Below are 23,309 nucleotides of genomic sequence, written 5' to 3'. Positions count from 1 at the left end.
ATCTGACCTGGGTCGGCGGTGTTCGCGAGCGGATGGGACACTGGAACCACTATGGCCGTCTCCCTTCCCCTCGTTTTCGATGCCCCGCGCCGCGGCATGCCGCCACGCCATCTCGCCGACCTCGACGCGGACGGCAGGCGAGCGGCGATCGAGGAACTCGGGCTGCCGAAGTTCCGGGCCGACCAGATCGCCCGGCAGTACTACGGCAGGCTGCAGGCCGATCCGGCGCAGATGACCGATCTGCCCGCCCCGGTGCGGGAGAAGGTCGGGGAGGCGCTGTTCCCGCCGCTGCTGAGCGTGGTCAAGCACGTCGCCTGCGACGACGGCAGCACCCGCAAGACGCTCTGGCGCGCCGGCGACGGCACCCTGCTGGAGAGCGTCCTCATGCGCTACACCGACCGCAACACGCTGTGCATCTCCAGTCAGGCGGGCTGCGGCATGGCCTGCCCGTTCTGCGCGACCGGCCAGGGCGGGTTGAACCGCAACCTGTCCACCGCCGAGATCGTCGACCAGGTGCGCGCGGCCGCCGCCGCGCTGCGTGACGGCGAGGTGGCGGGCGGCGCCGGGCGGCTGTCCAACATCGTGTTCATGGGCATGGGTGAGCCACTGGCCAATTACAAGCGTGTGGTCGCGGCGGTCCGCCGGATCACCTCGCCCGCGCCGGACGGGCTCGGCATCTCCCAGCGCAATGTGGTCGTCTCCACCGTCGGTCTGGCCCCGGCCATCCGCAAGCTCGCCGACGAGGGTCTCTCGGTGACGCTGGCGGTCTCCCTGCACACCCCCGACGACGAGCTGCGCGACACCTTGGTGCCGGTGAACAATCGCTGGCCGGTCGCCGAGGTGCTGGACGCGGCGCGCTACTACGCCGACAAGACCGGTCGCCGGGTCTCGGTGGAGTACGCCCTGATCCGTGACATCAACGATCAGCCGTGGCGAGCGGACATGCTCGGCGCCAAACTGCACAAGGCGCTCGGCTCGCGGGTGCACGTGAACGTCATCCCGCTGAACCCGACGCCGGGCAGCCAGTGGGATGCCAGTCCGAAGCCCGTCGAGCAGGAGTTCGTCCGCCGGGTGAATGCCCAGGGCGTGCCGTGTACCGTCCGTGACACCAGGGGTCAGGAGATCGCCGCTGCCTGTGGTCAGCTGGCGGCGGAGAACTGAAACGACACGACGGCCACCGCGCTGGACTATGACCGGGCGCCGAGGACGGAACCGGCTCCGATTCCGCGATCGTGGTCTCGACCTTCGACGATCCGGGTCGGGAGCGGTGGGTCCTGGTTTTCGAGCGCACCGGCGGGGAGAACGAGTTGGACGCGCTGGTCGCCGCGGCGCACGCTGCTCCGCTGTAGCGCTGTCGAGACGCTGTGGCGCGGGGGAAGGTGAACTTCCGAGCAGCGGGCACTCGCAGCGGATCAGACGGTCAGCAACGTGCGGCCGAGCGCTGTCCGGGCCTCGATGGCGACGTGCGCGTGTTCGGCCTCGGCGAGCGGATAGGTCTGCCCGATCACCACCTGCCACTGTCCGTCGGCGGCCAGTGCCAGCGCGCGCTCGGCGGATGCGCGCCAATCCTGTTGTGCCGAGCGGAGATCGAGCAGCCCGATGACCTCGACACCGCGCGCGGCCGCGGCCGCGGAGTCCGATCCGCCGAAACTTCCCGCAGCCGAGCCGTATCCGAGGAACCGACCGCCGTCGGCGGTGGTGGTCAGCGCGGCGTCTCCGAGCGCGCCACCCGCGCCGTCGAGCACCACCCGGAACCCGGCGCCCCCGGTGGCGGCGCGCGCCCGGTCCGTCCAGCCCGGTTCGGAGTAGTCGATCGCCGTCTCGGCGCCGAGACGACGGGCGAGGGCGAGCTTCTGCTGTCCGCGTGCCGCGGCGACCACGGTGGCCCCGGCCAGGCGGGCCAGCTGGATCAACAGGGTGCCGAGACCGCCCGCGGCGGCGGTGATCAGTACGTGGTCGCCCGGGCGCACGTCGGCACGGTCGAACAACGCGACCGAGGTGCGTCCGTCGTGGATCAGCGCGCAGGCCTGCTCCGCGCTCAGCCGGTCCGGGAGCACGTGCAGGCTGTCGGCGCGGGCGAGCGCGCGCTCGGCGTACCCGCCGGTGGGGACGCCTCCGAAGATGCCGCTGGCGGCGGTCGCGCCGACCACCCGCGTGCCGATCCAGGCCGGGTCCACCTCGGCGCCGACGGCGCGCACCGTGCCACTGATGCCGCCGCCGGGCACATATGGCGGATCGACGGTGAAGAACTCGCGGCCCCATCCCGAGCGGAGGCGGGTGTCGAGGAACATGACGTCGGCCGCCTCGACATCGACGAGTACCTCTCCGGCGGCGGGCTCCGGATCGGGTAGCTCACGTACGGCGAGCACCTGCGGTCCACCGAATGCTGTTGCCTGAACGGCTTTCACGATGATTCTCCTCGGGTCGGGTGGTGTGACACACCCATCGTGAAACCTCGAGGAAGGTTCAGGTCAAGTCCGCGTGCGCCGTCCCATGGGCGTCAGCTCTCGCGGCCGGTCCCGAAACGGTTCTTGGCCGGACGATTGGTCGCCGCCCGGTGCTCGGCGCGCTTGGTCTTGATGCGCTCGTTCTCGCGCTGTACCTCGGCATAGTTCTCGCGCTCGCGGACGAGCCACTCCGGCGGGTCGGCCAGCAGTGCGGCGATCTCGTCGGCGGTGAGCGCGTCGGAGACCTCGGCGCGGGCCAGGCCGCTGTTGGAGACGCCCAGTTTGCGGGCGGTGATGTCACGTGGGAACGGTCCGGTGCGGCGCAGTTCGGTGAGCCATTCCGGCGGATCGGCGCGCAACCGCTCGAGGTCGGCGAAGGAGACCGGGGAGTCGCGGAACTGCGCGGGCGCGGCCGGCAGGTAGATGCCGAGCTTGTTGGCAGCCGTCAGTGGCTTCATCATCTGCGATTTCTTGTCCGGACTCACCGCGACAGCCTAGCGGGCGGGCTCGGCCCGATCGTCGTCGGCGGTGCAATACGCTTGCTGGAATGAGCCAGTTCGAGTCGATCGACCCCACCAGGCTGCGCTGGTTCGCCGAGGTGGCCGAGCAACTGCACTTCACCCGTGCTGCCCGGTCGCTGGGTATCTCCCGGCAGCGACTCAGCGCCACCGTCATCGACCTCGAAGCCGAACTGGGGGAGAAGCTGTTCGTGCCGGGCGCCGAATCGACCCAGCTCACCGACACGGGTACGAGACTGCTGCACGCGGCACACGAAATCCTCGCCCGCCCGGTGGAATCGGAGCCGTGCGCGCAGGAAGCCGCCGGGCTCCGGGTGGGTTTCGTACCGGGGGTCACGGTGTCGAAGTGGGAGCGGATCTGGCGCGAGCGCTTCCCGGAGACGCCGTTGGAGACGATCGCGCTCGCCGCGGCCGATCAGCAGGCCGCGCTCGCCGAGGGCCGGGTCGACATGTGCTTCGTGCGTCTGCCGATCGACCGGGAAGGGCTCGGGGTGATCCCGCTCTACCGGGAACTGCCGGTGGTGGTGGTGCCCAAGGAACACGAGATCTCGCTGTTCGACCAGGTGAGCGCGACTGATCTGACCGAGGAACGGCTGCAGGACGCCAGTGACCTCGATCAGGCCGCCGTCGTGTTCGAGATGGTGGCCGCCGGTGTCGGACCGGCGGTGGTACCGCATTCGATCGCACGCCTGCACGCCCGGCGCGATCTGGTCTACCGGACGGTCACCGACCACCCGGACACCGAGATCGCGTTGGCCTGGCCGCTGGCCGCGGCGGGCGAACTGGTCGAGGAATTCATCGGTGTGGTGCGCGGACGGACCGCACGCAGCACGCGATCGCCTTCGGCGGCCAAGGGCACTCCGAATACCGATGGGGCCCAAGGGAAAACGGCCCAGGGGAAGTCGGCTCAGGGGAAAGGGGCCCACGGGAGAACAGCGCAGCGGAAATCGTCGCAACCGAAATCGGCGAAGCGGGGCGGCGCAGCCGGAACGCCGGGTGGCCAGGCGAAGAATGCCTCGGCGCGCGCGGGCAGCCGTTCCGGCGGAAAGAACGTCAAACGCCGGGGGAGGTAGCCACGCGCGCGCCGGGGAAGTGTCGACGTCGCAGGCGCGCTGTCAGCGCGGCTTGCGGCGGTACCACACGTCGTAGCCGACGAGCCCGAACAGCGCGGCCGCGAAACCGATCAGGAAGAGGTTCTCGACGTTGCCGTGGTGGTTGCCGATGATCATGGCGAGCAGGATCAGGGCCACGATGACGGCGGCGGTCCTGAAGGCGCGCGGCGATTCCCCGCTCCAGCCCCATGCGGCCGAGGGAACCTCTGCGGTGTCGACGTGAGTGACGACGGCGCGCTCGGTCTTGGCGGGTTCGATCTCCGTGGCGGCCACGATCGCTCCTCAGCTGTGTGGGGTACCGAAGGGACGGTACGCAGTCGGCTTGCTGACCGATATCGTGACATACGACGCCGCGTCGTTGAAAGCCGGGCCATGCGCCACAATGGCGGGGTGTCCGACATTGTGAGAGTCCTGCTGCTCGGCAGCACCGGATCCATTGGTACGCAGGCGCTCGAGGTCATCGCCGCCAACCCCGACAAATTCGAGGTCGTCGGCCTGGCCGCGCGTGGCGGCAATCCGGCGCTGCTGGCCGAACAAATGGCCGCCACCGGCACCCGCAATGTCGCCGTCGCCGATCCCGCCGCGGGCGCGGCGCTGGACATCGCCTTGGCCGGGCCGGACGCGGTCACCGAACTGGTGCGCCGCACCGAGGCCGATGTGGTGCTCAACGCGCTCGTCGGTGCCCTGGGGCTGGAGCCGACGCTGGCCACTCTGGCCTCGGGTACGCGGCTGGCGCTGGCGAACAAGGAGTCCCTGGTCGCGGGCGGCTCGTTGGTGACCCGCGCCGCCAAGCCCGGTCAGATCGTCCCGGTGGATTCCGAGCACTCCGCGCTGGCGCAGTGCCTGCGCGGCGGGCGGGCCGAGGAAGTGGACCGGCTCGTCCTGACCGCCTCGGGCGGCCCGTTCCGCGGCTGGACCGCCGAGCAGCTCGAGTCGGTCGACCCCGCCCAGGCCAAGGCTCATCCCACCTGGTCCATGGGCTTGATGAACACCCTCAATTCGGCCTCCCTGGTGAACAAGGGCCTGGAGCTGATCGAGACGCATCTACTGTTCGGCATCGGCTACGACCGCATCGATGTGACCGTGCACCCGCAGTCGATCGTGCACTCGATGGTCACCTTCGTGGACGGCTCCACCCTGGCCCAGGCCTCCCCGCCGGACATGAAACTGCCCATCGCACTGGCGCTGGGGTGGCCGGACCGAGTGCCCGGCGCGGCCGCGTCCTGCGATTTCGGCACCGCCTCGACCTGGACCTTCGAGCCGGTGGACAACGAGGTCTTCCCGGCTGTCGAGCTGGCCCGGCAGGCCGGGCAGGCGGGCGGCAGCGTGACCGCGGTCTACAACGCCGCCAACGAAGTCGCCGTGGACGGCTTCCTGGCCGGGCGCATCCGGTTCCCGGAGATCGTGCGCACCGTGGCCCGCGCGGTCGAGGCCGCCGACCGGTGGACCGCGGAACCGGAGACCGTCGAGGATGTGCTCGCGGCCGACCGGTGGGCGCGCGCCTACGCCGCCGAACTGGTCGGCGCCTGAACCACCGCGCCCGGATCGCCACGCGAGCGGTGGCGGGCCCTGGCAGACTGAACGAAGGACCGGCGAGCGGACCGTTAGTGTGGTCGGGTGCTCGCGCCGGCAGGGCGCGCGTGCGCGGAATGACGATGAACTGCGCAAATGCAGGAGGGCTGGAGAGCTAATGGTGTTCGCCGTCGGGTTCGCGCTGTTCGCGCTCGGCATCCTGATCTCGGTCGCATTGCACGAATGCGGGCACATGTGGGCCGCGCAGGCCACCGGCATGAAGGTTCGCCGCTACTTCATCGGTTTCGGGCCCACGCTGTGGTCGTTCCAGCGGGGGGAGACCGAGTACGGCCTCAAGGCCGTCCCGTTGGGCGGGTTCTGCGACATCGTCGGCATGACCGCGCTCGACGACGTGGCGCCCGAGGAAGTCGAACGGGCCATGTACCGGCAGGCGACCTGGAAACGACTGGTCGTGATGGTCGGCGGCATCCTGATGAACTTCCTGCTCGGCTTCGTGCTGATCGTGGTGCTCGCGATCGGCTGGGGCCTGCCCAACCTCGACGAGCCCGCTCCGGTCGTCGGCACGCTGGCATGTGTCTCCGATGCCAACCCGGACGGCTCGCTGAAGCCGTGCACGGGCGTCGGCCCCGCCGAGCAGGGCGGGCTGCTGCCGGGCGATCGGGTCACCGCGGTCGACGGCGCCGCGGTCGCCACCTGGGCGGAGTTCACCGAGAAGACTCGTGAGACGACCGGCCCGATCACCTACACCGTCGACCGGGCCGGCGCGTCCGTGCAGGTCACGGTCGTGCCGCAGCAGGTGCTGCGTTACGCCGCCGACGGGTCGACCAAGCAGGTGAGCGCCGTCGGCATCACCCTCGACGCACCCCCCGCGGTCACCGAGTACACCCCGGTCGAGGCCGTTCCCGCCGCCGCGTCCTTCACCGGCGACCTCTTTGTGCGCACCTTCGAGGCGCTGGCCGACATGCCCGCCAAGGTGGCCGCGCTGTGGGAGGCGGTCACCGGGGGCGAACGCGATCCCGAGACCCCGGTCAGCATCTACGGAGCCAGCCGGATCGGTGGTGAGAGCGCGGAGGCCGGCCTGTGGGAGGTCTTCGTGCTGATGCTGGCCAGCTTGAACTTCTTCCTCGGCGCGTTCAATGTCCTGCCGCTGCTGCCGCTGGACGGCGGTCACATCGCGGTCGTGCTCTACGAGAAGGTGCGCAACACGGTGCGCGGCTGGCGCGGTCTGAGCCCCGGCGGCCCCGTGGACTTCCTCAAGCTGCTGCCGCTGACCTATGTGGCGGTGGTGATCGGCGGCTCGTACATGGTGCTGACTCTGGCCGCCGACATCATCAACCCCATTCGTCTGTTCCCCTGAGCCCGGCAAGGGCCGTTCCGCCACATGGGGCCCACCGGCCACTCCTGTTCCGCCTCGGGCGCCCGGTCCGGGTACCGTGCGGTGTGTCATCGACCTCACGCAGGCAGCCCTGCCGTCGGCGGTGACTAAGCTCGGAAACGATACGGCCCGCAGAACGCAGCGAAAGTAGGCAGGCGACAGTGACCAGCACCATCGGATTGGGGATGCCGGCGGCTCCGGCAGCTGTGCTCGCTCCGCGCCGCAAGACCCGCCAGTTGAAGGTGGGCAATGTCGGCGTGGGCAGTGATTCCCCGATCTCCGTGCAGTCGATGACCACGACCAAGACCCACGACGTCAACGCGACCCTGCAGCAGATCGCCGAGCTCACCGCCTCGGGCTGTGACATCGTGCGCGTGGCGTGCCCCCGCCAGGAGGACGCCGACGCGCTGGCGACGATCGCCAGGAAGAGTCAGATCCCGGTCATCGCCGACATCCACTTCCAGCCGCGCTACATCTTCGCCGCCATCGACGCGGGCTGCGCGGCCGTGCGCGTGAACCCGGGCAACATCAAGGAGTTCGACGGCCGCGTCAAGGAGGTCGCCAAGGCGGCGGGCGCCGCGGGCATCCCGATCCGCATCGGTGTCAACGCAGGTTCGCTGGACAAGCGGATGCTCGAGAAGTACGGCAAGGCCACCCCGGAGGCGCTGGTCGAATCGGCGCTGTGGGAGGCGAGCCTGTTCGAGGAGCACGGCTTCGGCGATATCAAGATCTCGGTCAAGCACAACGACCCGGTGATCATGGTGGAGGCCTACCGGCAGCTCGCCGCGCAATGCGACTACCCGCTGCACTTGGGCGTCACCGAGGCCGGTCCGGCCTTCCAGGGGACCATCAAGTCCGCGGTGGCCTTCGGCGCGTTGCTCAGCGAGGGCATCGGCGACACCATCCGCGTGTCGCTGTCCGCGCCGCCCGCCGAGGAGGTCAAGGTCGGCGGTCAGATCCTGCAGTCGCTGAACCTGCGGCCGCGCAAGCTCGAGATCGTGTCCTGCCCGTCCTGCGGTCGTGCCCAGGTCGATGTGTACACCCTCGCCAACGAGGTCAGCGCGGGCCTCGAGGGCATGGAGGTGCCGTTGCGGGTCGCCGTGATGGGCTGTGTGGTGAACGGTCCGGGCGAGGCCAGGGAAGCCGACCTCGGTGTGGCCTCCGGCAACGGCAAGGGGCAGATCTTCGTCAAGGGCGAAGTCATCAAGACCGTCCCGGAACATCTGATCGTGGAGACGCTGATCGAGGAGGCGATGCGCATCGCCGAGGAGATCGGTGCGAGCGGGGAGGCCACCGCTGCGGGCGAACCGGTGGTCACCGTCGGCTGACCTGGCCTTTCGCGGGGATTTGTACCGGATGGGCCCCGTTCGTGGCAGGCTGTTGGATGTGCGGAGTCTGCGGGAGCCGACGCGTCGGGCGAAGGTAGTTGCCGCGCGTCCGCTGGCGAACCGGGAACTGGCTCAGGTGCTTCGGGTACTCGATGCCGATCCCATCGCCTCGTGCATGGTGGCCGCGCGTGTGCAGGAGTTCGGCCTCGACGCGCGCGACGGCCTCGGCGAGATGTGGACTCACGAGAGCCCTTCCGAGTCGCTGTGCTTTTCCGGCGCCAATCTCGTACCGCTGCTCGGCGGCCCGGATGCTCTGCGAGCCTTCGCCGACCGGGCCGGGCGCTGGCCCCGGATCTGCTCCTCGATCGTCGGCAGGCAAGAGCTCGCGCTGCCGCTGTGGGAGATGCTCAGCGATCGCTGGGGCGCGCCGCGGGAGTTGCGCGCCAGCCAGCCGCTGCTCGCGCTGAGCCAGGCGTCCGCGGTCGCGGCCGACCCCGAGGTGCGTCGCGCCGTGCCCGCCGAACTCGACCGCTACCTCGAGGCGGCCATCGCCATGTTCATCGAGGAAGTCGGAGTCGATCCGCGCGCGGGCGACGGTGGCCGCGCCTACCGGCGGCGCATCAGCAGCCTCATCGAATCAGGCCGCGCCTGGGCGCGTTTCGAGGACGGCCGGGTGGTGTACAAGGCCGAGATCGGTTCACTGTCCAAGCACACCGGTCAGATCCAGGGCGTCTGGGTGCATCCCGACCAGCGCGGCCGCGGCTTGGGAACGGCTGGCACGGCGGCGGTCGCCGATGCGGTGGTGGCCACCGGCCGCGTCGCCAGTCTCTACGTCAACGACTACAACGCCGCCGCCCGGCGCGCCTACAGCCGCGTCGGATTCCGGCAGGTCGCCACGTTCGCCACGGTCCTGCTGGACTGAGTTCCGCCGCCCGGTCGCCTCGGAGTACCGGCGGAATCGGTTGTCCGAGGGCATTTTCCGGTGCGCCGTCGGCGCTTGCCGAATGATGGCCAGTACCATCGGCAGCCATGAGACGCCTGCTGATTCCGGTGGTCGTCGCGCTCCTGGTCGCGGCGGCCGTAGCGGGCTGCTCGTCGGAGCCCAAAGGACCGGTGGGGTTGGCGGAGACCTTCCTCGCGGCCTTCGCGGCCGGCGAACTCGACCGGGCCGCCGAGCTGACCAGCCGTCCTGACAAGGCAAGCGCCGCAATGGCTTCCGTCTGGGAGAACCTGCAGGCCGAGGAACTGTCCGCGCAGGCGGGCGCGGCCAGGGTCACCGGCGACACCGCGACCGTCGACTACAGCTACGAGTGGCGGCTGCCGAAGGAACGGGTCTGGTCCTACACCGGGCAACTGCAGATGGGGCGCACCGACGGCCGTTGGATGGTGCGCTGGACCTCCTCGAACATCCATCCCCGGCTCGGTGACACCCAGACGCTGGCACTGCGCGCCACGCCCGCCCCGCGCGCCCGCGTCAACGAACAGTCCGGCAGCGACGTGCTCGTTCCGGGCAAGGTGACCCGGGTGACCTTCGACGTCTCCGCCGCCTCCGATCCGGCCGGGGTGGCCCGGTCGCTGTCGGCGGCATTGATCGGTCTCGACAAGCGCCTCACCCCGGAGGCGATCCTGAAGGCGGCTCGTGGCGCAGGAGGACCGTACACCGTGATCCTGCTCAGCGAACTCGAATACGAGCAGGTGGGTGCCATGTTGATCGGCCTGCCCGGGCTCGGGTTCAACCAGGAGTGGGACATGGTGGCCGCCGACCGCGCCTTCGCGCCCGACCTGATGACCCAGATCCGCCAGACCGTCATCGCCGAGGTCGACGGCAAGGCGGGCTGGAGCGTGGTCACCATGAACGCCAACGGCGCCGACACCGGGGTGCTCACCGAAGTGCCCGCCCAGCCCGCGCCGTCGTTCTCGCTCAGCATCGACCGCTACGTGCAGAACGCCGCGCAGCAGGCGGTGAACGTGCCGAAAGAGCAGACCATGATGGTGGTGATCCGCCCGTCGACGGGCGCCATCCTCGCGGTGGCGCAGAACGAGGCGACCGATCGCGACGGTCCGATGGCCACCATCGGCCAGTATCCGCCCGGCTCGATCTTCAAGACGGTGACGGCTGCGGCGGCCATGGGGGCGGGAGTGGCCACCCCCGACACCATCGTGCCGTGTCCGAGCCAGATCGTGGTCGGGGAGCGCACCATTCCCAACTACAACATGTTCAGCGTGGGCAGCGTGCCGATGGCCACGGCCTACGAGCGCTCCTGCAACACCTCGTTCGCGAAGCTGGCCGGCGAGTTGCCCGCCGACGCCCTGCACGTGTCCGCCGCGAGTCTGGGGGTCGGCCCGGATTACACCGTGGCCGGGATCCCGACCGTTTCGGGCTCGGTCCCGCCTGCCGACGATCTGGTGCAGCGCGCCGAGGACGGCATCGGCCAGGGCCGGGTGGTCGTCAGCCCGTTCGGCATGGCGTTGATGGCGGCCACCGTGGCCAACGGCAGCCCGCCGGTGCCGTGGCTGATCGCGGGGCGCGAGACCGCGGTGGAGGGTGAGCGTCCGGCCATCGCCCCCGAGGTGATCGACGGCCTGCGGGTGATGATGCGCAAGGTGATCACCGGCGGCACGGCCACCCGCATCGTCGATCAGGGCGAGGTCTACGGCAAGACCGGTGAGGCGGAGGTCGAGGGCGGTTCGCATTCCTGGTTCGTCGGCTATCGCGGAGACATCGCTTTCGCCACGCTGCTCGTCAAGGGGGGTAGCTCCGACAACGCCGTCGCCGTCACTCGCGACATGTTCGCGGTGCTGCCGCCGGAGTACTGAGCGCGCTCGACCTCCGGGGACTGCTCAGGCGGAATGCGGCTCGGCGACGCGGTGCAGGCTCGCGGCCAGATGGTGGGTCAGCGGTTCGCCGACCGCGGCCATGCGCAGGGTGTAGTCGATGGTGTCGCCGTGCAGGTGGAACGAGCGGCCGAGGGCGGTGACCAGCTTCGCGGTGCTCGTCCGGCCGATGGCGGTGGCGGTGAGTTCCATGCGCAGTTCGCCGTCGGCGACACTCAGCGCGCCCTCGCAGATCTCGGTGATCCCGGTCGGGTGGGCCAGGACCAGCTCGACGTGATCGGGCCGCGGGCAGCGCAGATAGCCGGTTTCGGCGTGCATCGGCCTGCTGCCGTCGGCGGCGCGGGTGCGCTGCCGGTAGGTGAGGAACGGCCGGCCCACGTGCTCGAACCGGACCTCCTCGAGGTAGTCGAACGAGTCGATCGTCGGATATTCGCCGTGCCCGGGCCCGCGCCAGGTGCCCAGCAGCGGTGCGAGCGCGGCGATATCGGGATGGATGTCGGCGGGCGGCGAAGGTTCGACCACGGCGGAAAGGATACGCGCGCGAGCCGGGCGGCGGAGGCGGCGGTCCCGATGTCCGCGTCCGCCTACTTCCCCTGCCTGCCGCCGGCATGGAAGATGATCGGGCGCGAAGGGCTGGTGATGCGGATGACCGACACGATCGACGACTGGATGCTGCCCGGCAAGGGGTCGCTGCTGGCGGCATGCCGGGGGCGTCCGTCTGCCGGGCATCCGATGCTCGCCGCCGCCGGTGAACTCACCCGCCTGCACGCGACCCGTGAACGCACGCCCTCGGGCCGGACCGGTCCGCTGGATCGGCGCCGGACCCAGCTGGTGCGGGCGATCGACCGCTGGGTCACCCTGGCCACGCCGGTGCCGGGGGAGCAGGCGCGCCCGGACGAGGAGACGATCGGGCAGCTGGTGGACCGGCTCGCGCATCAGACGGTGCTGGCCTACCTGCCCGACGATCCCGCCCACCCGTCCTCGCCGCGCATGGTGGTAATCGCCGATTGCTATCAAGCCCTGCTCGACGAGCTGCGCACAGGCACCCGCAGGCCGCCCACCGGATGAGCGCCTCCGCGGGGGCGGCTGCCGCGTCGTTCTAACGACCGCGGCCGAAGCGTCTGATGCCACGCCTCCTGCGGCGCGGCAGCGTCGCGTAGACCATCATCATGTCCGCGAACACCTGGGCCTCCTGTTCCCGTTCCGGACCGAACTCGGTGCGCCCCAGCACATGCTGACCCGCCACCGAGGGCAGCAGCGCGGCCAGGCCGGGCGGCAGCGGGCTGGGCAGCAGGCCGTCCGCGATCTCGGCATCGGAGGGACCGTGCCCGAGCAGCATGTGGCCGACCTCGTGCAGGATGATGTGGTCGGCATTGCGGCCGGTGGCCTCGGAATCGAAGACGATCATGTCGTCGTACCGGCGGGCGACCCATACACCGGCGCCCCGGCAACCGTTCTCGACGAGCATGTCCGCGGGCACCGGGCGGAGCGAGATCGAGCGTCCACGATGTGCCGCCACTCTGGCCAGGTACTCGTTGACATCCCACGGACCGGGCAACGGCACCGTCCGGGTCGCGTCGCCGAGACGTGCTTCCATGCTGGTCATCGGCGCCCACTCTACCGATGCGCCCGCACGCCGTCACGTCCCCGCCCGTCCCGCGGCCGTCGTGATGTGCTCGCCCACGCGGGTTTTCGCGCCCGCGCAGGCGGCGGCGACCGCCTCACCAGTGGCTATCGCGACGCGACCGGGTGCGGGCCGATGCGCCCGACCACGGATCCGCGCCGCCCGGTCACCGGCGTACGCGCATGCTCTCGGCAGCCGCTTCGATCAAGGCGATCGAATCGCGGGGACTCAGTGCCATCGCCCGCAACTGATCGAAGATGATGCCGAAGCGACGCACCTCCGCATGCCCCTCCACGAGCTCGTCGCCCGCGATGCCCTCCACGTACACGAGTTCCGGATCGTTGGGATCCCGGAAATCCAGCAGCGTGAACGAGCCCGCCATGCCGGGATGCGCGCCCGCGTCGAACGGCAGGATCTGCAGGATCACATTCTTGAGCTTGCTCATCTCGAGCAGCTTCTCCAGCTGACCGCCCATGGTCTCCGGCCCGCCGACCACCCGCCGGATCGCGGCCTCGTCCATCACCACCCACAGTTCGAGCGGTTCGTGCTTGGTCAGCACCGCGGCCCGGTTCATCCTGGCCTGGGCGCGCGACTCCATCACCGCCGCCTCTACCTTCGGCATGGAGGTGTCGATCACCGCCATCGCGTACTGCGGCGTCTGCAGCAGGCCGGGGATGAACGAGGTCTGGTAGTGCCTGGCCGAGAGCGCCTCGGACTCGAAGTTGATGTAGGCGGCGTAGACCTCGGTGAGGTTGGCCTCCCACGGGCGGGACATGCCCGGCTTCTGGGCGTCGATGAGCAGGTCGAGGGCGTATCTGCGGCGCTCGTCGTCCACCGCGTAGAGCTCCAGCAGTGCCATCAGGGTGCGCCGTTGCGGGCGAGCCTGGGCCGCTTCGATCCGGTAGAGCGTGGTGACGTTGATGCCGGTGCGGCTGCTCACCTCTTCCTTGCTCAGCCCGACGTTCTCACGCATCTCGAACAACAGTGCCGCGAGCCGCCGCAGGCCTGCCGTGAGCACGGTGCGCTTGCCAGCCATGAAACGGATTTCCTTTCGCCCCTGCGTTCACCGGCACCGCCCGGTGGTTCCCCCTGCCGCGGGCCGTCGCCTCCGCCGGGCGATACACGGGTGGTGCGTGTCCGGGGCAGATTACCTGTCCGGCAGCGACTTCGGGCCGGGCGGAGCAGAACCCCGCGTCGCGCCGGGGATGCGGGATGTTTGCCGTCGGCACCGCTGCGGGAGTGGAACCGGTGGAGGACCGGTGCCGGAACCGAACCGCGGGCCACGACGGTGAGGCATGATGAGGATTCGCACCGGGGGTGACGAGGAAGACTGGGGACGTGAGACGGTCCGGGCAGACGACAGCGCGCGAGGCGTCACCGGCGGACACTCTCGCCCAGCGCAGGGCGGCGCTGGAACAGGAGTGGGCCCGCCGGGTTCCCGGGGTGCCCGCCGCCACCGAGCCGCCAGCCGTCCGTGCCGAGGTCGCCGAATCCTGGCGGCGCTCGCTGGCCACCGTCGACCCCGCGCGGGACAGCGCGCCCGATGGCGGCGCCGACATCGCCGCCCGCTGGCGCGACTCCCCGCTGCGCGGACCGCTGACCGGCCTCGCCGATCAATTGCACGACATCGCCCACGACGCGGGCTTCGTCGCCGCGGTCACCGACGAGGACGGCACCATCCTCTGGTCCTGCGGTGGCCCGGTGATGCGCAGGCGCGCCGAGCGGGTCAATTTCGCGCCCGGCGGCCGCTGGGACGAGCGGCACATGGGCACCAACGCGTTGTCGTTGTCGCTGCGTACCGGCCGCCCGAGCACCGTGTTCTCCGCCGAGCACCTGGTGGCGGCCCTGCACGGCTGGGTCTGTTACAGCGCCCCGATCCGTCGCCAGGACGGCAGGACGCTCGGTGTGCTCGACCTGTCCTCCACCTGGGACCGCGCACATCCGCTCGTCCCGTCGACGGTGCGCACGCTGGTCAGTGCCGTGGAGGCCCGGCTGCCCGCCCCGAGCCCGCCGGCGGCGGTGCGGCTGACCTGCCTGGGTACCGGGCGGCTGGTGCGTGCGGGGCACCCGGTGCGCCTGCGGCCCCGGCAGCTGGAAATCCTCGCCCTGCTCGCGCTCGAACCGGACGGATTCAGCCCCGAACGCCTGCAGTGGGCCATCTACGGTGACCGGCCGGCGTCGCTGACCACGGTGAAAGCCGACGTCTCGCATCTGCGCCGGGTGACCGGCGAGGCGATCACCAGCCGCGTCTACCAGCTGGCCGCGCCGCTGTCCTGCGATGCTGTCGAGTTGCTCGCGGCGTTGCGGTCCGGTGATGTCGATACGGCCGTACGGCTGTACCAGGGGCCGCTGCTGCCCGGTTCCCAGGCGCCCGGGGTGGGCGAATGGCGGGAGCACCTCGCCGTGGGAGTCCGTACGGCGGTGCTGTCGAGCCCGGACCCCGAGCATGCCCTGCGGTACGGCGAGCGCGCGCCCGGCGACATCGAGATCCACGAGCACGCCCTGGATCTGCTCGCCCGGGGAGACGGCAGGCGCGCGGTGGCCGCTGCGCGGTGGCACACCGCGCAGCGCGGATGACCGATTTCGTCGAGTATGTGGAAAGCCCTCTTACGCATGGCTTCCCGTATCGAATCGTGATCTGTGACACGTCTTCGCAGGGTGGCCCGGTTATTCGGAATTGGCGCCGCGTCAGCAGGCGCACTAGATAGAACGCACTATTGCGTTCAGCGTTGCGTCCTTGCATTTGCACGCGCATGATCCAGCTGTCGGGGAGGTGGACCCCCTCGGCGCAGAGCGCACGGAACAAACGAATCGAGAACCGATCATGGTGGTTTTTGCAACGTTCACAGCCGCTACCGGGGGAATCGGATGAGCGCGCCGACGGTAGGGGCCTTGCCGACAGCTCCGCAGCTGCTGTGCGCCTTCCAGGGGCGCCGCTACGAGGATCGCGAACTGCTGCGGTCCGCGCACGCGCTCGCCGAACTGCACGCCCGCCGCGCCGAACTGGCCGACGTCCGACTTGTGGCCGAAATCGACTGCAGGAGAACCGAACTCGTCGATGACATCGACGAGTGGATCGCACACGAGGTGCCCGCGCACCGTCCGGACGCCGCCCTGCACACCGAGACCCTCGGCGCGGTCGTGGATCGGATGGCCCGGAGCTGGGCCGACGCCAACCAGGCCATCGACAGCGATGGCCCCCGCAGCGGCCTCACCCACAAATATTGGTATCGCCTCGCCGAACTGGTCGACGGATACACTGATCTGGTCACCGATGTGGCCGGTGGCCGCAGGCGCCTGCCCGGGCAATAGCCGCAGATCAGGGTCCGAGTGCCCCCGCCACGTCGCCGACGCAGGGACGGCGGGCGCAACGTGGCGCTCGGCCCGGCGTGCCGCGTCACAGGACGGCGCGGCACGCCCGTGTCGGTCCCGGGGCGCTGGATCCGGCGCCGTTCTCGCTGCCCCGCCGGCTCGCATCGCCGGATACGACCGATTCCCGGCATCCGGCGGCTGTCACCGCAGCCGCCGAACGCCGGGCACTCGCGCCGTCCTATCGGGCGGGCGCGGTCGGCGCCTCCGCCCGGCCCGTTGTCCGCGCGCCGAGACCGATCAGCCCGGCCACCACCGCGATCGCCGCGGTGACGTACCAGCTGCGCTGGAATCCCGTCAGTGTCTCGTCCGCACCGCTCGGCGCGCCCAGCGCCGCGACCACCACCGCGACCCCGATCGCCAGGCCGATCTGCCTGCTCATGCTCAGCACCGCCGAACCCGTGGCGAACTGCTGCGGCGCGAGCGCGCCGGTGCCCGCGGCGAACGAGGTGGGCAGGGTCAGGCCGACCCCGAGTCCGGTGATCAGCATGCCGCCGAGCAGTCCGCCCACATAGTCGGGCTGCGTCGTCACCGCCGCGGCCCACCACAGCAGTCCTGCCGCGAAGGCCGTGCCGCCCGCCGCGATCACCGCACCCGCCCCGATTCGCGCGATGAGCCGCCCGGCCAGTACCGCGACGACCGGCACGACCAGCGGTCCCGGTGCAATCGCGAGCCCGGTGCGCAGCGCGGACCAGCCCCAGACGTCCTGGGCCAGGAGCACGACCGTCAGCAGCATGCCCGCGAACGCGACCTGGAAGAACACCGCGTTCACCGCCATGAGGGCGAAATTCGGGGCGCGCAACAACGCGGGATCGAGCACCGGACTGTGGTGGCGGGCCGAGGACAATCCGAAGGCGACCGCGAGGACTGCCGCGACGGCGAAGCAGATCAGTACATTCGCCGACGTCCAGCCCCAATCCGGTCCCTTCACGAGAGCGAGGATCAGCACCGCGACGGCCGCTGTGAACAGCGCGGCACCGACCAGATCCGGCAGCGGGCCGCCCGCACCGCGCGGATCGGGCAGCAGTCGCGCCCCGGCCGCGATCGCCACGAGCCCGATCGGCACATTGACCAGGAAGATCCACCGCCAGTCGACCGCGACGAGCAGGCCGCCGAGCACCGGCCCGAGTGCCGCGCCGATGCCGGCGAAGGCGACCCACAAGCGCACCGCCCCGGCGCGCCGGTCGGCCGGGGTCGCGGCCAGGATCAATGCCAGCGAGGTCGGCGTCAGCACGGCTGCTCCGACGGCCTGCAACAGCCGGAATCCGACCAGCGAGGCGACATTCCACGCGGCCCCGCACAATGCGGATCCGACGACGAACACGATCAGCCCGAGCAGGAACGCGGTGCGATTGCCGTTGCGATCGCCGAGCCGCCCGGCGGGCACCAGCAGCGCCGCGAAGACGACGGCATAGGCGTTGAGCACCCACGACAGCGTCGACAGATCCGCGACCGCGAAGTCGCGTGCCATCTGCGGCAGTGCGACATTGACGATGAACAGGTCCAGGCTGGTGAGCAGGACCCCGATGGAGACGATGCCGAGCACGACCCGGTGGTCGGTGGTGCGCTCGGCGCGTTCGGTGACAGCGGTTTTCACGATCGTTCTCCCTGTCAGCCGAGGACTCGGCGGCTCTGACGGGCGGTGGCGAGCAGCCGTCCGTGCTCGTCCCAGATGTCGGTCTCGTCGATCGACCAGCCTCCGCCGGTGCCTGCATTGGCAGCGCGCACGAGCGCGAATCGCGTACCCGCGTCGAACTCGTCGGTGTGCAGGTGCATGGACAGCGTCACCGTCGGCACCGGGACCGGGACGGTGAGTGTGGGAAAGATCCCCGGTGGCAGCGCGTCGGCGAGGACTGCCAGCGTGGCAGCGTCGATCGGCAGGGCGGTGTCGGCGACCGGGGTCACCGCGATCCAGGCGGTCATCCAGGCTTCCTCCGAGCCGGTCAACGGCAGCGGTCCGGCGGCGGGCCGGATGTCGAAATGGCCCCCGGCGGGAACGATCTCGGCGGGCAGGTGGAATCGGGCGCATGCCTCCGGGCGCGGCACGGCGGGCACGGGGCGGCCTGCGCGTGCGGCGACGGTGGTGTCGCCGTTGCGGCCGAGGGTGATGGTGGCCGCGGCGATGGTCCGATCGTCCTGGTGCACACGGACATCCACGACGTGACTGGACCGCCCGACCGGGTGATGCTCGGCGTGCAGGGTGAGTGCGCCGATACCCGGCCTGCCGAGGAAGTGCAGGTCGCAGGCGCGCACCGGGAACTCCTCGCCGACAGTCCGGCGCGCCGCCTCGACCGTCAACGCCGCGATCACCCCGCCGTGTGGTCCCGACCACCCTCGCCAGGTGCCGTCGATGTGTGCCTGCCAGTGGTGTCGGCCGAGCTCGGAAAGGTCGAACGCCGCAGCGATCGACCGAGTGAGTTGCATCATGAGACTGACAGTAGATGGGTGAGTTTCGTGAAGCAACTGACTACGATGGGTTCATGCGCAGGACGAGCTTCGAAGACATGAACTGCTCGCTGGCCCAGTGCCTGGAAGTGGTGGGCGAGTGGTGGACGCTGCTGATCGTGCGCGACGCGCTGTTCGGAGTGACCCGCTTCGAGGAGTTCCGCTCCCGGCTCGGCATCGCGCGCAATGTCCTGAACCAGCGCCTGGACCACCTCGTCGAGCAGGGCGTCCTGGTGAAAGAGCCCTACCAGCAGAATCCGGTGCGCTACGACTACCTGCTCACCGACAAGGGCAGGTCGCTGTGGACGGTGGTCGCCGCGATGCGGCAGTGGGGCGATCGCTGGGCCGCGCCCGACGGCCCGCCCATCGAGACGGTGCACGCCGAATGCGGGCACATCGCGACCATCGAACCGATGTGCTCGGCCTGTGGGGAGCGCGTGCAGGGGCGCGACCTACGGCTGGTGTACGGCCCGGGAGCCAAGAGCCGGGACCTGATTCCGGAACGGGCGCACTCGGATCACGCGCGATAGCTCGTGTGCTCGGGGGCGATCGTCGATGTCGTCCGCGGTCCCGGAGCCGGATCAGTACGTGGGCTCACCCGGCTGTATCGCCCGGCTTCCGGCGGCCTTGCGTTCGCGCCTGCGTCGCCGATACCGCCGGATGCGGCTGGCCAGCAGGTAGACCAGCGATACGCCGATCACCAACAGCAGCGCGGCGATGATCGCCGCGGCGACCGGGTGGAAGATCGCCAGCGTGACGACGCCCGCGACGCTGAGATCCTCCGCGGCGCTGACGGCGATATTGCTCGCCGGTTCCGGTGAGGTGTTGATCGCCGCTCGAAGCCCGGCCTTCACCAGATGGCTGACCAGCGCGGTCGTCCCACCCACCGCCGCGGCCAGCAGCGTGGTCAGGGATTCGTCGGAACCGGCGATGAGGGCGGCCACCACCGCGCCGGAAGCGGGCCGGATCACCGTGTGGATCGAGTCCCAGAACGAGTCGAGGTAGGGAATCTTGTCGGCGATCAGCTCGATCGCGAACAGGACTCCGGCCGCGATCAGCACATCGGCGCGTTGCAGGCCCTCGGGCACATCGTCGGAAAGGCCGGTCAGGCCGAACAATCCGAACAGCAGCACGACCGCATAGGCATTGATCCCACTCGCCCAGCCCGCGGTGAAGATCAGAGGAAGCAGCGACACCTGGCGATTCTAGTGGCCGGACGAGCCGGCCACCCTGATGATCTGTGTGAGTCCAATCGTTCTCTCCCCGTGGACGTGGCACTAGTTTCGGCTGCGTCACGCACCGTTTCTCGGTAAGGGGATCGCGATGAGCTCGCCCACCTCCGTCATCTCGGCCGCCGAACTCGCGGCCGCGCCGACCGCGGGAACCCATGTCGTCGTCCTGGAGATCCTGCGTGATCGCGCCACGATCCCCGCTCCGCTCGCCGTCGGTCTGGGCGAACGTCCCGCCGGACACCTCCCCGGCGCGCATGTCGTGGACTTCGCCGAATTCCTCGGTCCGCGCACCGGAACCTCGGGCGACGCTCCGTTGCCCGAGCTGTCGCAGGTGCGCGATCTCGTGGAGCGCACGGGAATTCGCGACGACAGCCTGATCGTGGTGTACAGCCATGATCTCGCGTCGAGCGCGACCCGCGCATGGTGGGTGCTGCGCTGGGCCGGACTGGCCGATGTGCGCTACCTCGACGGCGGTGCGCACGCCTGGCTCGCGGCCGGTGGAGAGTTGACGCAGTCGCGTCCGCCCGCCGGCGGTGGCGCCGCCGAGCTTCGGCTCGGGGCGTTACCGACGCTGGACGCCGGCACCGCGGCCGCGCTCGCCCGTAACGGGCACCTGCTCGATTCCCGGGGTGCCGACTGGTACGCCGGCTCGGTACCGGACGCGATCGGCGGCCACATCCCCGGCGCGCACAGCCTGCCCGGCGACGAGGACCCGCGAGCAGGCCATTTCGCCGACAAGGCCGCACTACGCTCGCGCTACGCGCCCTATCTCGACGGCGCGCCGATCGGCGCGTACTGCGGTGGCGGTGTCGCCGCGACCCTGGACGTGCTCGCGCTGAGCACGCTCGGCGTGGCCGCCGCGCTCTACCCGGGCTCCTGGTCGCAGTGGATCACCGACCCCGCGCGTCCGATCGCCACCGGCGCCGCCCGCGGCTGATCGCCCGGTCGTTCAGCGACGCGGCTCGTCGGCTTCCTCCGGAGGCGATGCCGCGGATACCTCGGCGCCGGTGAGGCGGGTGAGGAAATCGGCGATCGTGCCGATCTGGTCGTCGGTGTACTCGGCCAGCACATGCGACAGCCGCCGCGCGCGGGCCTCGTCGTCGGCGGCGAGCCGGTCTTCCTTCAGGGTGACGATCACTTTCCTGCGGTCGGTGGTGCTGCGTTCGCGTACCACATAACCCGCGCTCTCCAGGCGGTCGATCACTCCGGTGGTGGTGCCGGAGGAGGTGAAGTTCGCGAGCTTGCCCAGCTGTCCCGGCGTGAGCGGACCGTGCAGCCGGAGCAGGTTGACGAAGTTCGCCTCGCAAGTGCTCAACGTCAAACCCACTGCGCCCGCGGTGATCTGGTCGATACGTGCCGATGCGGCGGCGTAGCGACGCATCGCGGACTCGATCGCGCGCACCGATTCCGAGCGCGCGGTGGATGTGCTTGTCATCGGCGACCACCTCACCTATTATCTCGTATCAACGAGATACTCGTTTTCCCGACTAACTTGTCGGACCGACTTTCTTCCGTAACGGTACTACCGGACACTCACCGACCATCCGAGGCTTAGGGGAACCGAGATGACGGTTTCGACCACAGTTCCGGACGAGACGAACGAATCGCTGTATCCCCGTCGTTGGGCCGCGATGATCGTGCTCGTGCTGGGCTTCACGCTGGACCTGCTCAATGTCACGATCGTCAACGTGGGCCTGCCGGCGATCCAGGCCGATCTAGGCGGAAGTCCGTCCCAGGTGGGCTGGATCGCGACCGCCTACCTGCTGGCCTTCGCGGCCACGCTGATCACCGCTGCCCGCCTCGGTGACCTGTTCGGCCGCAAGCGGATGTTCCTCATCGGACTCGCCGTGTTCGCCCTCGCCGGCGTCTGGTCCGCGCTGGCCCAGGGCCCCGGCGAGCTGATCCTCGCGCGCGCCGCGCAGGGCGTGGGCGCGGCGGTGCTCGCACCGCAGGTGCTCAGCAGTCTGTTCGTCCTGTTCCGCGGACCCGAACGGGCCACGGTGCTCGGCGTTTTCGGCGTCGCCGCCGGTCTCGCCCAGGCGGGCGGACTGCTGCTCGGCGGCATTCTCGTCACCGCCGATGTCGCCGGTCTCGGCTGGCGTGCGATCTTCTGGATCAGCGTCCCCGCCGCCTTGATCCTGCTCGCGCTGGGCACGTGGCTGATTCCGGAGAACCGGGCCGAGGACGCGCTGCGGCCGCGCTGGGTGCCCGCGATCGGCCTGACCGCCGGATTGGTGGCGATCGTGTACCCACTCCTCGAGGGGCGCACCTACGACTGGGCGCCGTGGACCTTCCTGCTGCTGGTGGCGGGTATCGCCGTGGTGGCTCTGGTCGCCTTCGGCGAGCATCGCGACCCCGGACGCCGCACCGGCGCGCTGCTGCCGGTGGAACTGCTGCGTGGTCGCACCAGCGCGGTGGCGCTGGTGGTCCAGTTGGTGGGCTTCGCGGCCTTCAGCGGGTTCCTGCTGGTGTTCGTCCTGTGGCTGCAGGAAGGCCAGGGGTACTCGGCGCTCGGGGCAGGCGCGCTGACCATCGCGTTCTCCGTCGGCGGTCTGCTCGTCGCCCCATTCGTCGGGCGGCTGACGGTGCGGTACGGCCGCCTCGTCGTGGCCGCGGGCGCGCTGACCGGTGCCGTGGGTACGCTGGCGGTGATCGGCGTGGCCTCGATCGACGAAAATGCCGTCGCCGCATGGCTTCTCGTCCCCGGCCTGTTCTTGGTCGGCGTCGCCATCAACCTGGTCCAGCCCCCGTTGACGACACTGTTCCTGTCCACCGTGCCGCCCAGGTACGCGGGCTCGGCCTCGGGCATCTGGACCACCGATCAGCAGTTCGCGGGGGCGGTGGGTGTCGCATCGCTGAGCGCCGTCTTCTTCGGTGTCGCCGACTCCGACGGCTACTCGGCCGCCCTGACGGCAGGGGGCCTGGTCATCGTCGCGGCGCTCGTCCTCGCCGCCGCGATCAGCCTCGCCATTCCCGGTCGGCAGGAGTCCGCCGCACAGGAGCCGGTCGAGGTCTGACCCGAAGCTGTGGCCTCTCGGGGGAGTCGCGCGACCGTCGGTTCGTGCGACTCCCCCCTCTCGTCTCGGCGCCGGGACAGTAGTTCCCATGTCACCTCGGTCGGTGATTTCGATATCAGGAGACCGCTCTTCGCGACATGCGCCGAAAGATTGTCCACTGTCGAAAACGGAAGGTTCACCGACAGAAAACCTTGTGGCCGAGAGTATGTGCTGATATCGGCCACGGGCCCTGAATGTCACCCGAAAAGTCCCGCCGGTACCGGCAAGGGATACGATCATGTAAAGCGTATGGTGCCGATCACTGCAATTCGCTTGTGGTACTGGTAGTTTCACTTACGGGGTGGGACGGCACGGGCGGCCGACAACGTCGTGGGCGCCCGGAGTTTGCATCACCAGGGGTGATTACATGATCGATAGTCGGTACCTGGAAATTTCCTCCGATCACGGCACGCATTCGTGCCGGCCGCGCAGACC

The 23,309-nt window shown here is 70.0% G+C and carries 23 protein-coding genes; 13 read left to right on the top strand and 10 right to left on the bottom strand.

Annotation, left to right across the window (positions count from 1 at the left end):
* Window positions 1-51: 51 nt before the first annotated feature.
* Window positions 52-1,161, top strand: a complete 1,110-nt coding sequence (gene rlmN / locus ON26_RS18445; protein WP_040797428.1) for a dual-specificity RNA methyltransferase RlmN — start codon at window positions 52-54, stop codon at window positions 1,159-1,161.
* 251 nt (window positions 1,162-1,412) lie between these two features.
* Here the strand turns inward: rlmN and ON26_RS18440 are convergent, their stop codons facing one another.
* Window positions 1,413-2,408: a zinc-binding dehydrogenase gene (locus ON26_RS18440; RefSeq protein WP_040797427.1), complete on the bottom strand. Its 996-nt coding sequence runs from the start codon at window positions 2,406-2,408 to the stop codon at window positions 1,413-1,415.
* Window positions 2,409-2,500: 92 nt separating this feature from the next.
* Window positions 2,501-2,932 carry a DUF5997 family protein gene (locus ON26_RS18435; protein ID WP_040797426.1) on the bottom strand — a complete coding sequence of 144 codons (432 nt, stop codon included), beginning with the start codon at window positions 2,930-2,932 and terminating at the stop codon, window positions 2,501-2,503.
* Between the two features lie 62 nt (window positions 2,933-2,994).
* Between ON26_RS18435 and ON26_RS18430 the strand changes: the two genes are divergently transcribed.
* Window positions 2,995-4,038 (top strand): LysR substrate-binding domain-containing protein, encoded by a 1,044-nt coding sequence (locus ON26_RS18430; RefSeq protein ID WP_083884190.1) that lies wholly within the window; start codon window positions 2,995-2,997, stop codon window positions 4,036-4,038.
* 42 nt (window positions 4,039-4,080) lie between these two features.
* Here ON26_RS18430 and ON26_RS18425 read toward each other — a convergent pair whose 3' ends face one another.
* On the bottom strand, window positions 4,081-4,350 hold the full coding sequence (locus ON26_RS18425; RefSeq protein ID WP_040797425.1) for a DUF2631 domain-containing protein: 270 nt from the start codon (window positions 4,348-4,350) through the stop codon (window positions 4,081-4,083).
* Between the two features lie 99 nt (window positions 4,351-4,449).
* Here ON26_RS18425 and dxr point away from each other — a divergent pair, with 99 nt between their 5' ends.
* From dxr to ON26_RS18400, 5 genes are all read left to right on the top strand, one after another.
* The gene (dxr, locus tag ON26_RS18420) at window positions 4,450-5,607 is read left to right on the top strand and encodes a 1-deoxy-D-xylulose-5-phosphate reductoisomerase (protein WP_040797424.1); all 1,158 of its coding nucleotides are present in this window, start codon (window positions 4,450-4,452) and stop codon (window positions 5,605-5,607) included.
* A gap of 160 nt (window positions 5,608-5,767) precedes the next feature.
* Entirely contained in the window at window positions 5,768-6,967 is a 1,200-nt protein-coding gene (locus ON26_RS18415) for a M50 family metallopeptidase (RefSeq protein WP_040797423.1), read from the top strand.
* Between the two features lie 179 nt (window positions 6,968-7,146).
* The gene (ispG, locus tag ON26_RS18410; RefSeq protein WP_040797422.1) at window positions 7,147-8,313 is read left to right on the top strand and encodes a flavodoxin-dependent (E)-4-hydroxy-3-methylbut-2-enyl-diphosphate synthase; all 1,167 of its coding nucleotides are present in this window, start codon (window positions 7,147-7,149) and stop codon (window positions 8,311-8,313) included.
* A 58-nt stretch (window positions 8,314-8,371) separates the two neighbouring features.
* Window positions 8,372-9,235 (top strand): GNAT family N-acetyltransferase, encoded by an 864-nt coding sequence (locus ON26_RS18405; protein WP_051027218.1) that lies wholly within the window; start codon window positions 8,372-8,374, stop codon window positions 9,233-9,235.
* Window positions 9,236-9,342: 107 nt separating this feature from the next.
* Window positions 9,343-11,130 carry a penicillin-binding transpeptidase domain-containing protein gene (locus ON26_RS18400; RefSeq protein WP_040797421.1) on the top strand — a complete coding sequence of 596 codons (1,788 nt, stop codon included), beginning with the start codon at window positions 9,343-9,345 and terminating at the stop codon, window positions 11,128-11,130.
* Between the two features lie 24 nt (window positions 11,131-11,154).
* Here the strand turns inward: ON26_RS18400 and ON26_RS18395 are convergent, their stop codons facing one another.
* Window positions 11,155-11,670 (bottom strand): peroxynitrite isomerase, encoded by a 516-nt coding sequence (locus ON26_RS18395; RefSeq protein ID WP_040797420.1) that lies wholly within the window; start codon window positions 11,668-11,670, stop codon window positions 11,155-11,157.
* 48 nt (window positions 11,671-11,718) lie between these two features.
* On the opposite strand from ON26_RS18395, the gene ON26_RS18390 reads away from it, so the two are divergent.
* Entirely contained in the window at window positions 11,719-12,216 is a 498-nt protein-coding gene (locus tag ON26_RS18390; protein ID WP_245545905.1) for a hypothetical protein, read from the top strand.
* 31 nt (window positions 12,217-12,247) lie between these two features.
* On the opposite strand, the gene ON26_RS18385 is transcribed toward ON26_RS18390, so the two are convergent.
* The gene (locus tag ON26_RS18385; RefSeq protein ID WP_040797419.1) at window positions 12,248-12,754 is read right to left on the bottom strand and encodes a hypothetical protein; all 507 of its coding nucleotides are present in this window, start codon (window positions 12,752-12,754) and stop codon (window positions 12,248-12,250) included.
* Between the two features lie 184 nt (window positions 12,755-12,938).
* Window positions 12,939-13,808 carry a helix-turn-helix domain-containing protein gene (locus tag ON26_RS18380; protein WP_040797418.1) on the bottom strand — a complete coding sequence of 290 codons (870 nt, stop codon included), beginning with the start codon at window positions 13,806-13,808 and terminating at the stop codon, window positions 12,939-12,941.
* A gap of 302 nt (window positions 13,809-14,110) precedes the next feature.
* Here ON26_RS18380 and ON26_RS18375 point away from each other — a divergent pair, with 302 nt between their 5' ends.
* Window positions 14,111-15,349 carry a sigma-54-dependent transcriptional regulator family protein gene (locus tag ON26_RS18375; RefSeq protein WP_083884188.1) on the top strand — a complete coding sequence of 413 codons (1,239 nt, stop codon included), beginning with the start codon at window positions 14,111-14,113 and terminating at the stop codon, window positions 15,347-15,349.
* Window positions 15,350-15,664: 315 nt separating this feature from the next.
* Window positions 15,665-16,084, top strand: a complete 420-nt coding sequence (locus ON26_RS18370) for a DUF4254 domain-containing protein (RefSeq protein ID WP_245545904.1) — start codon at window positions 15,665-15,667, stop codon at window positions 16,082-16,084.
* 238 nt (window positions 16,085-16,322) lie between these two features.
* On the opposite strand, the gene ON26_RS18365 is transcribed toward ON26_RS18370, so the two are convergent.
* Together ON26_RS18365 and ON26_RS18360 are read right to left on the bottom strand one after the other, a co-directional pair.
* Complete coding sequence (locus ON26_RS18365) at window positions 16,323-17,738, bottom strand: MFS transporter (protein ID WP_051027208.1); 1,416 nt, start codon at window positions 17,736-17,738, stop codon at window positions 16,323-16,325.
* 14 nt (window positions 17,739-17,752) lie between these two features.
* Window positions 17,753-18,568: a thioesterase family protein gene (locus ON26_RS18360; protein ID WP_040797416.1), complete on the bottom strand. Its 816-nt coding sequence runs from the start codon at window positions 18,566-18,568 to the stop codon at window positions 17,753-17,755.
* A gap of 53 nt (window positions 18,569-18,621) precedes the next feature.
* Here ON26_RS18360 and ON26_RS18355 point away from each other — a divergent pair, with 53 nt between their 5' ends.
* Window positions 18,622-19,116: a winged helix-turn-helix transcriptional regulator gene (locus tag ON26_RS18355; RefSeq protein WP_040797415.1), complete on the top strand. Its 495-nt coding sequence runs from the start codon at window positions 18,622-18,624 to the stop codon at window positions 19,114-19,116.
* A 51-nt stretch (window positions 19,117-19,167) separates the two neighbouring features.
* Here the strand turns inward: ON26_RS18355 and ON26_RS18350 are convergent, their stop codons facing one another.
* On the bottom strand, window positions 19,168-19,782 hold the full coding sequence (locus tag ON26_RS18350) for a DUF4126 domain-containing protein (RefSeq protein WP_040797414.1): 615 nt from the start codon (window positions 19,780-19,782) through the stop codon (window positions 19,168-19,170).
* A 127-nt stretch (window positions 19,783-19,909) separates the two neighbouring features.
* On the opposite strand from ON26_RS18350, the gene ON26_RS18345 reads away from it, so the two are divergent.
* Window positions 19,910-20,755 (top strand): sulfurtransferase, encoded by an 846-nt coding sequence (locus ON26_RS18345; protein WP_040797413.1) that lies wholly within the window; start codon window positions 19,910-19,912, stop codon window positions 20,753-20,755.
* A gap of 12 nt (window positions 20,756-20,767) precedes the next feature.
* On the opposite strand, the gene ON26_RS18340 is transcribed toward ON26_RS18345, so the two are convergent.
* The gene (locus ON26_RS18340; RefSeq protein WP_051027207.1) at window positions 20,768-21,253 is read right to left on the bottom strand and encodes a MarR family winged helix-turn-helix transcriptional regulator; all 486 of its coding nucleotides are present in this window, start codon (window positions 21,251-21,253) and stop codon (window positions 20,768-20,770) included.
* A 130-nt stretch (window positions 21,254-21,383) separates the two neighbouring features.
* On the opposite strand from ON26_RS18340, the gene ON26_RS18335 reads away from it, so the two are divergent.
* Window positions 21,384-22,835: an MFS transporter gene (locus ON26_RS18335; RefSeq protein ID WP_040797412.1), complete on the top strand. Its 1,452-nt coding sequence runs from the start codon at window positions 21,384-21,386 to the stop codon at window positions 22,833-22,835.
* The last annotated feature ends 474 nt before the right edge of the window (window positions 22,836-23,309 follow it).

Origin of the sequence: Nocardia higoensis NBRC 100133, assembly GCF_000308595.1 — a bacterium.
GTDB classification, from domain to species: domain Bacteria; phylum Actinomycetota; class Actinomycetes; order Mycobacteriales; family Mycobacteriaceae; genus Nocardia; species Nocardia higoensis.
This window is presented reverse-complemented; position numbering and strand designations above follow the sequence as displayed.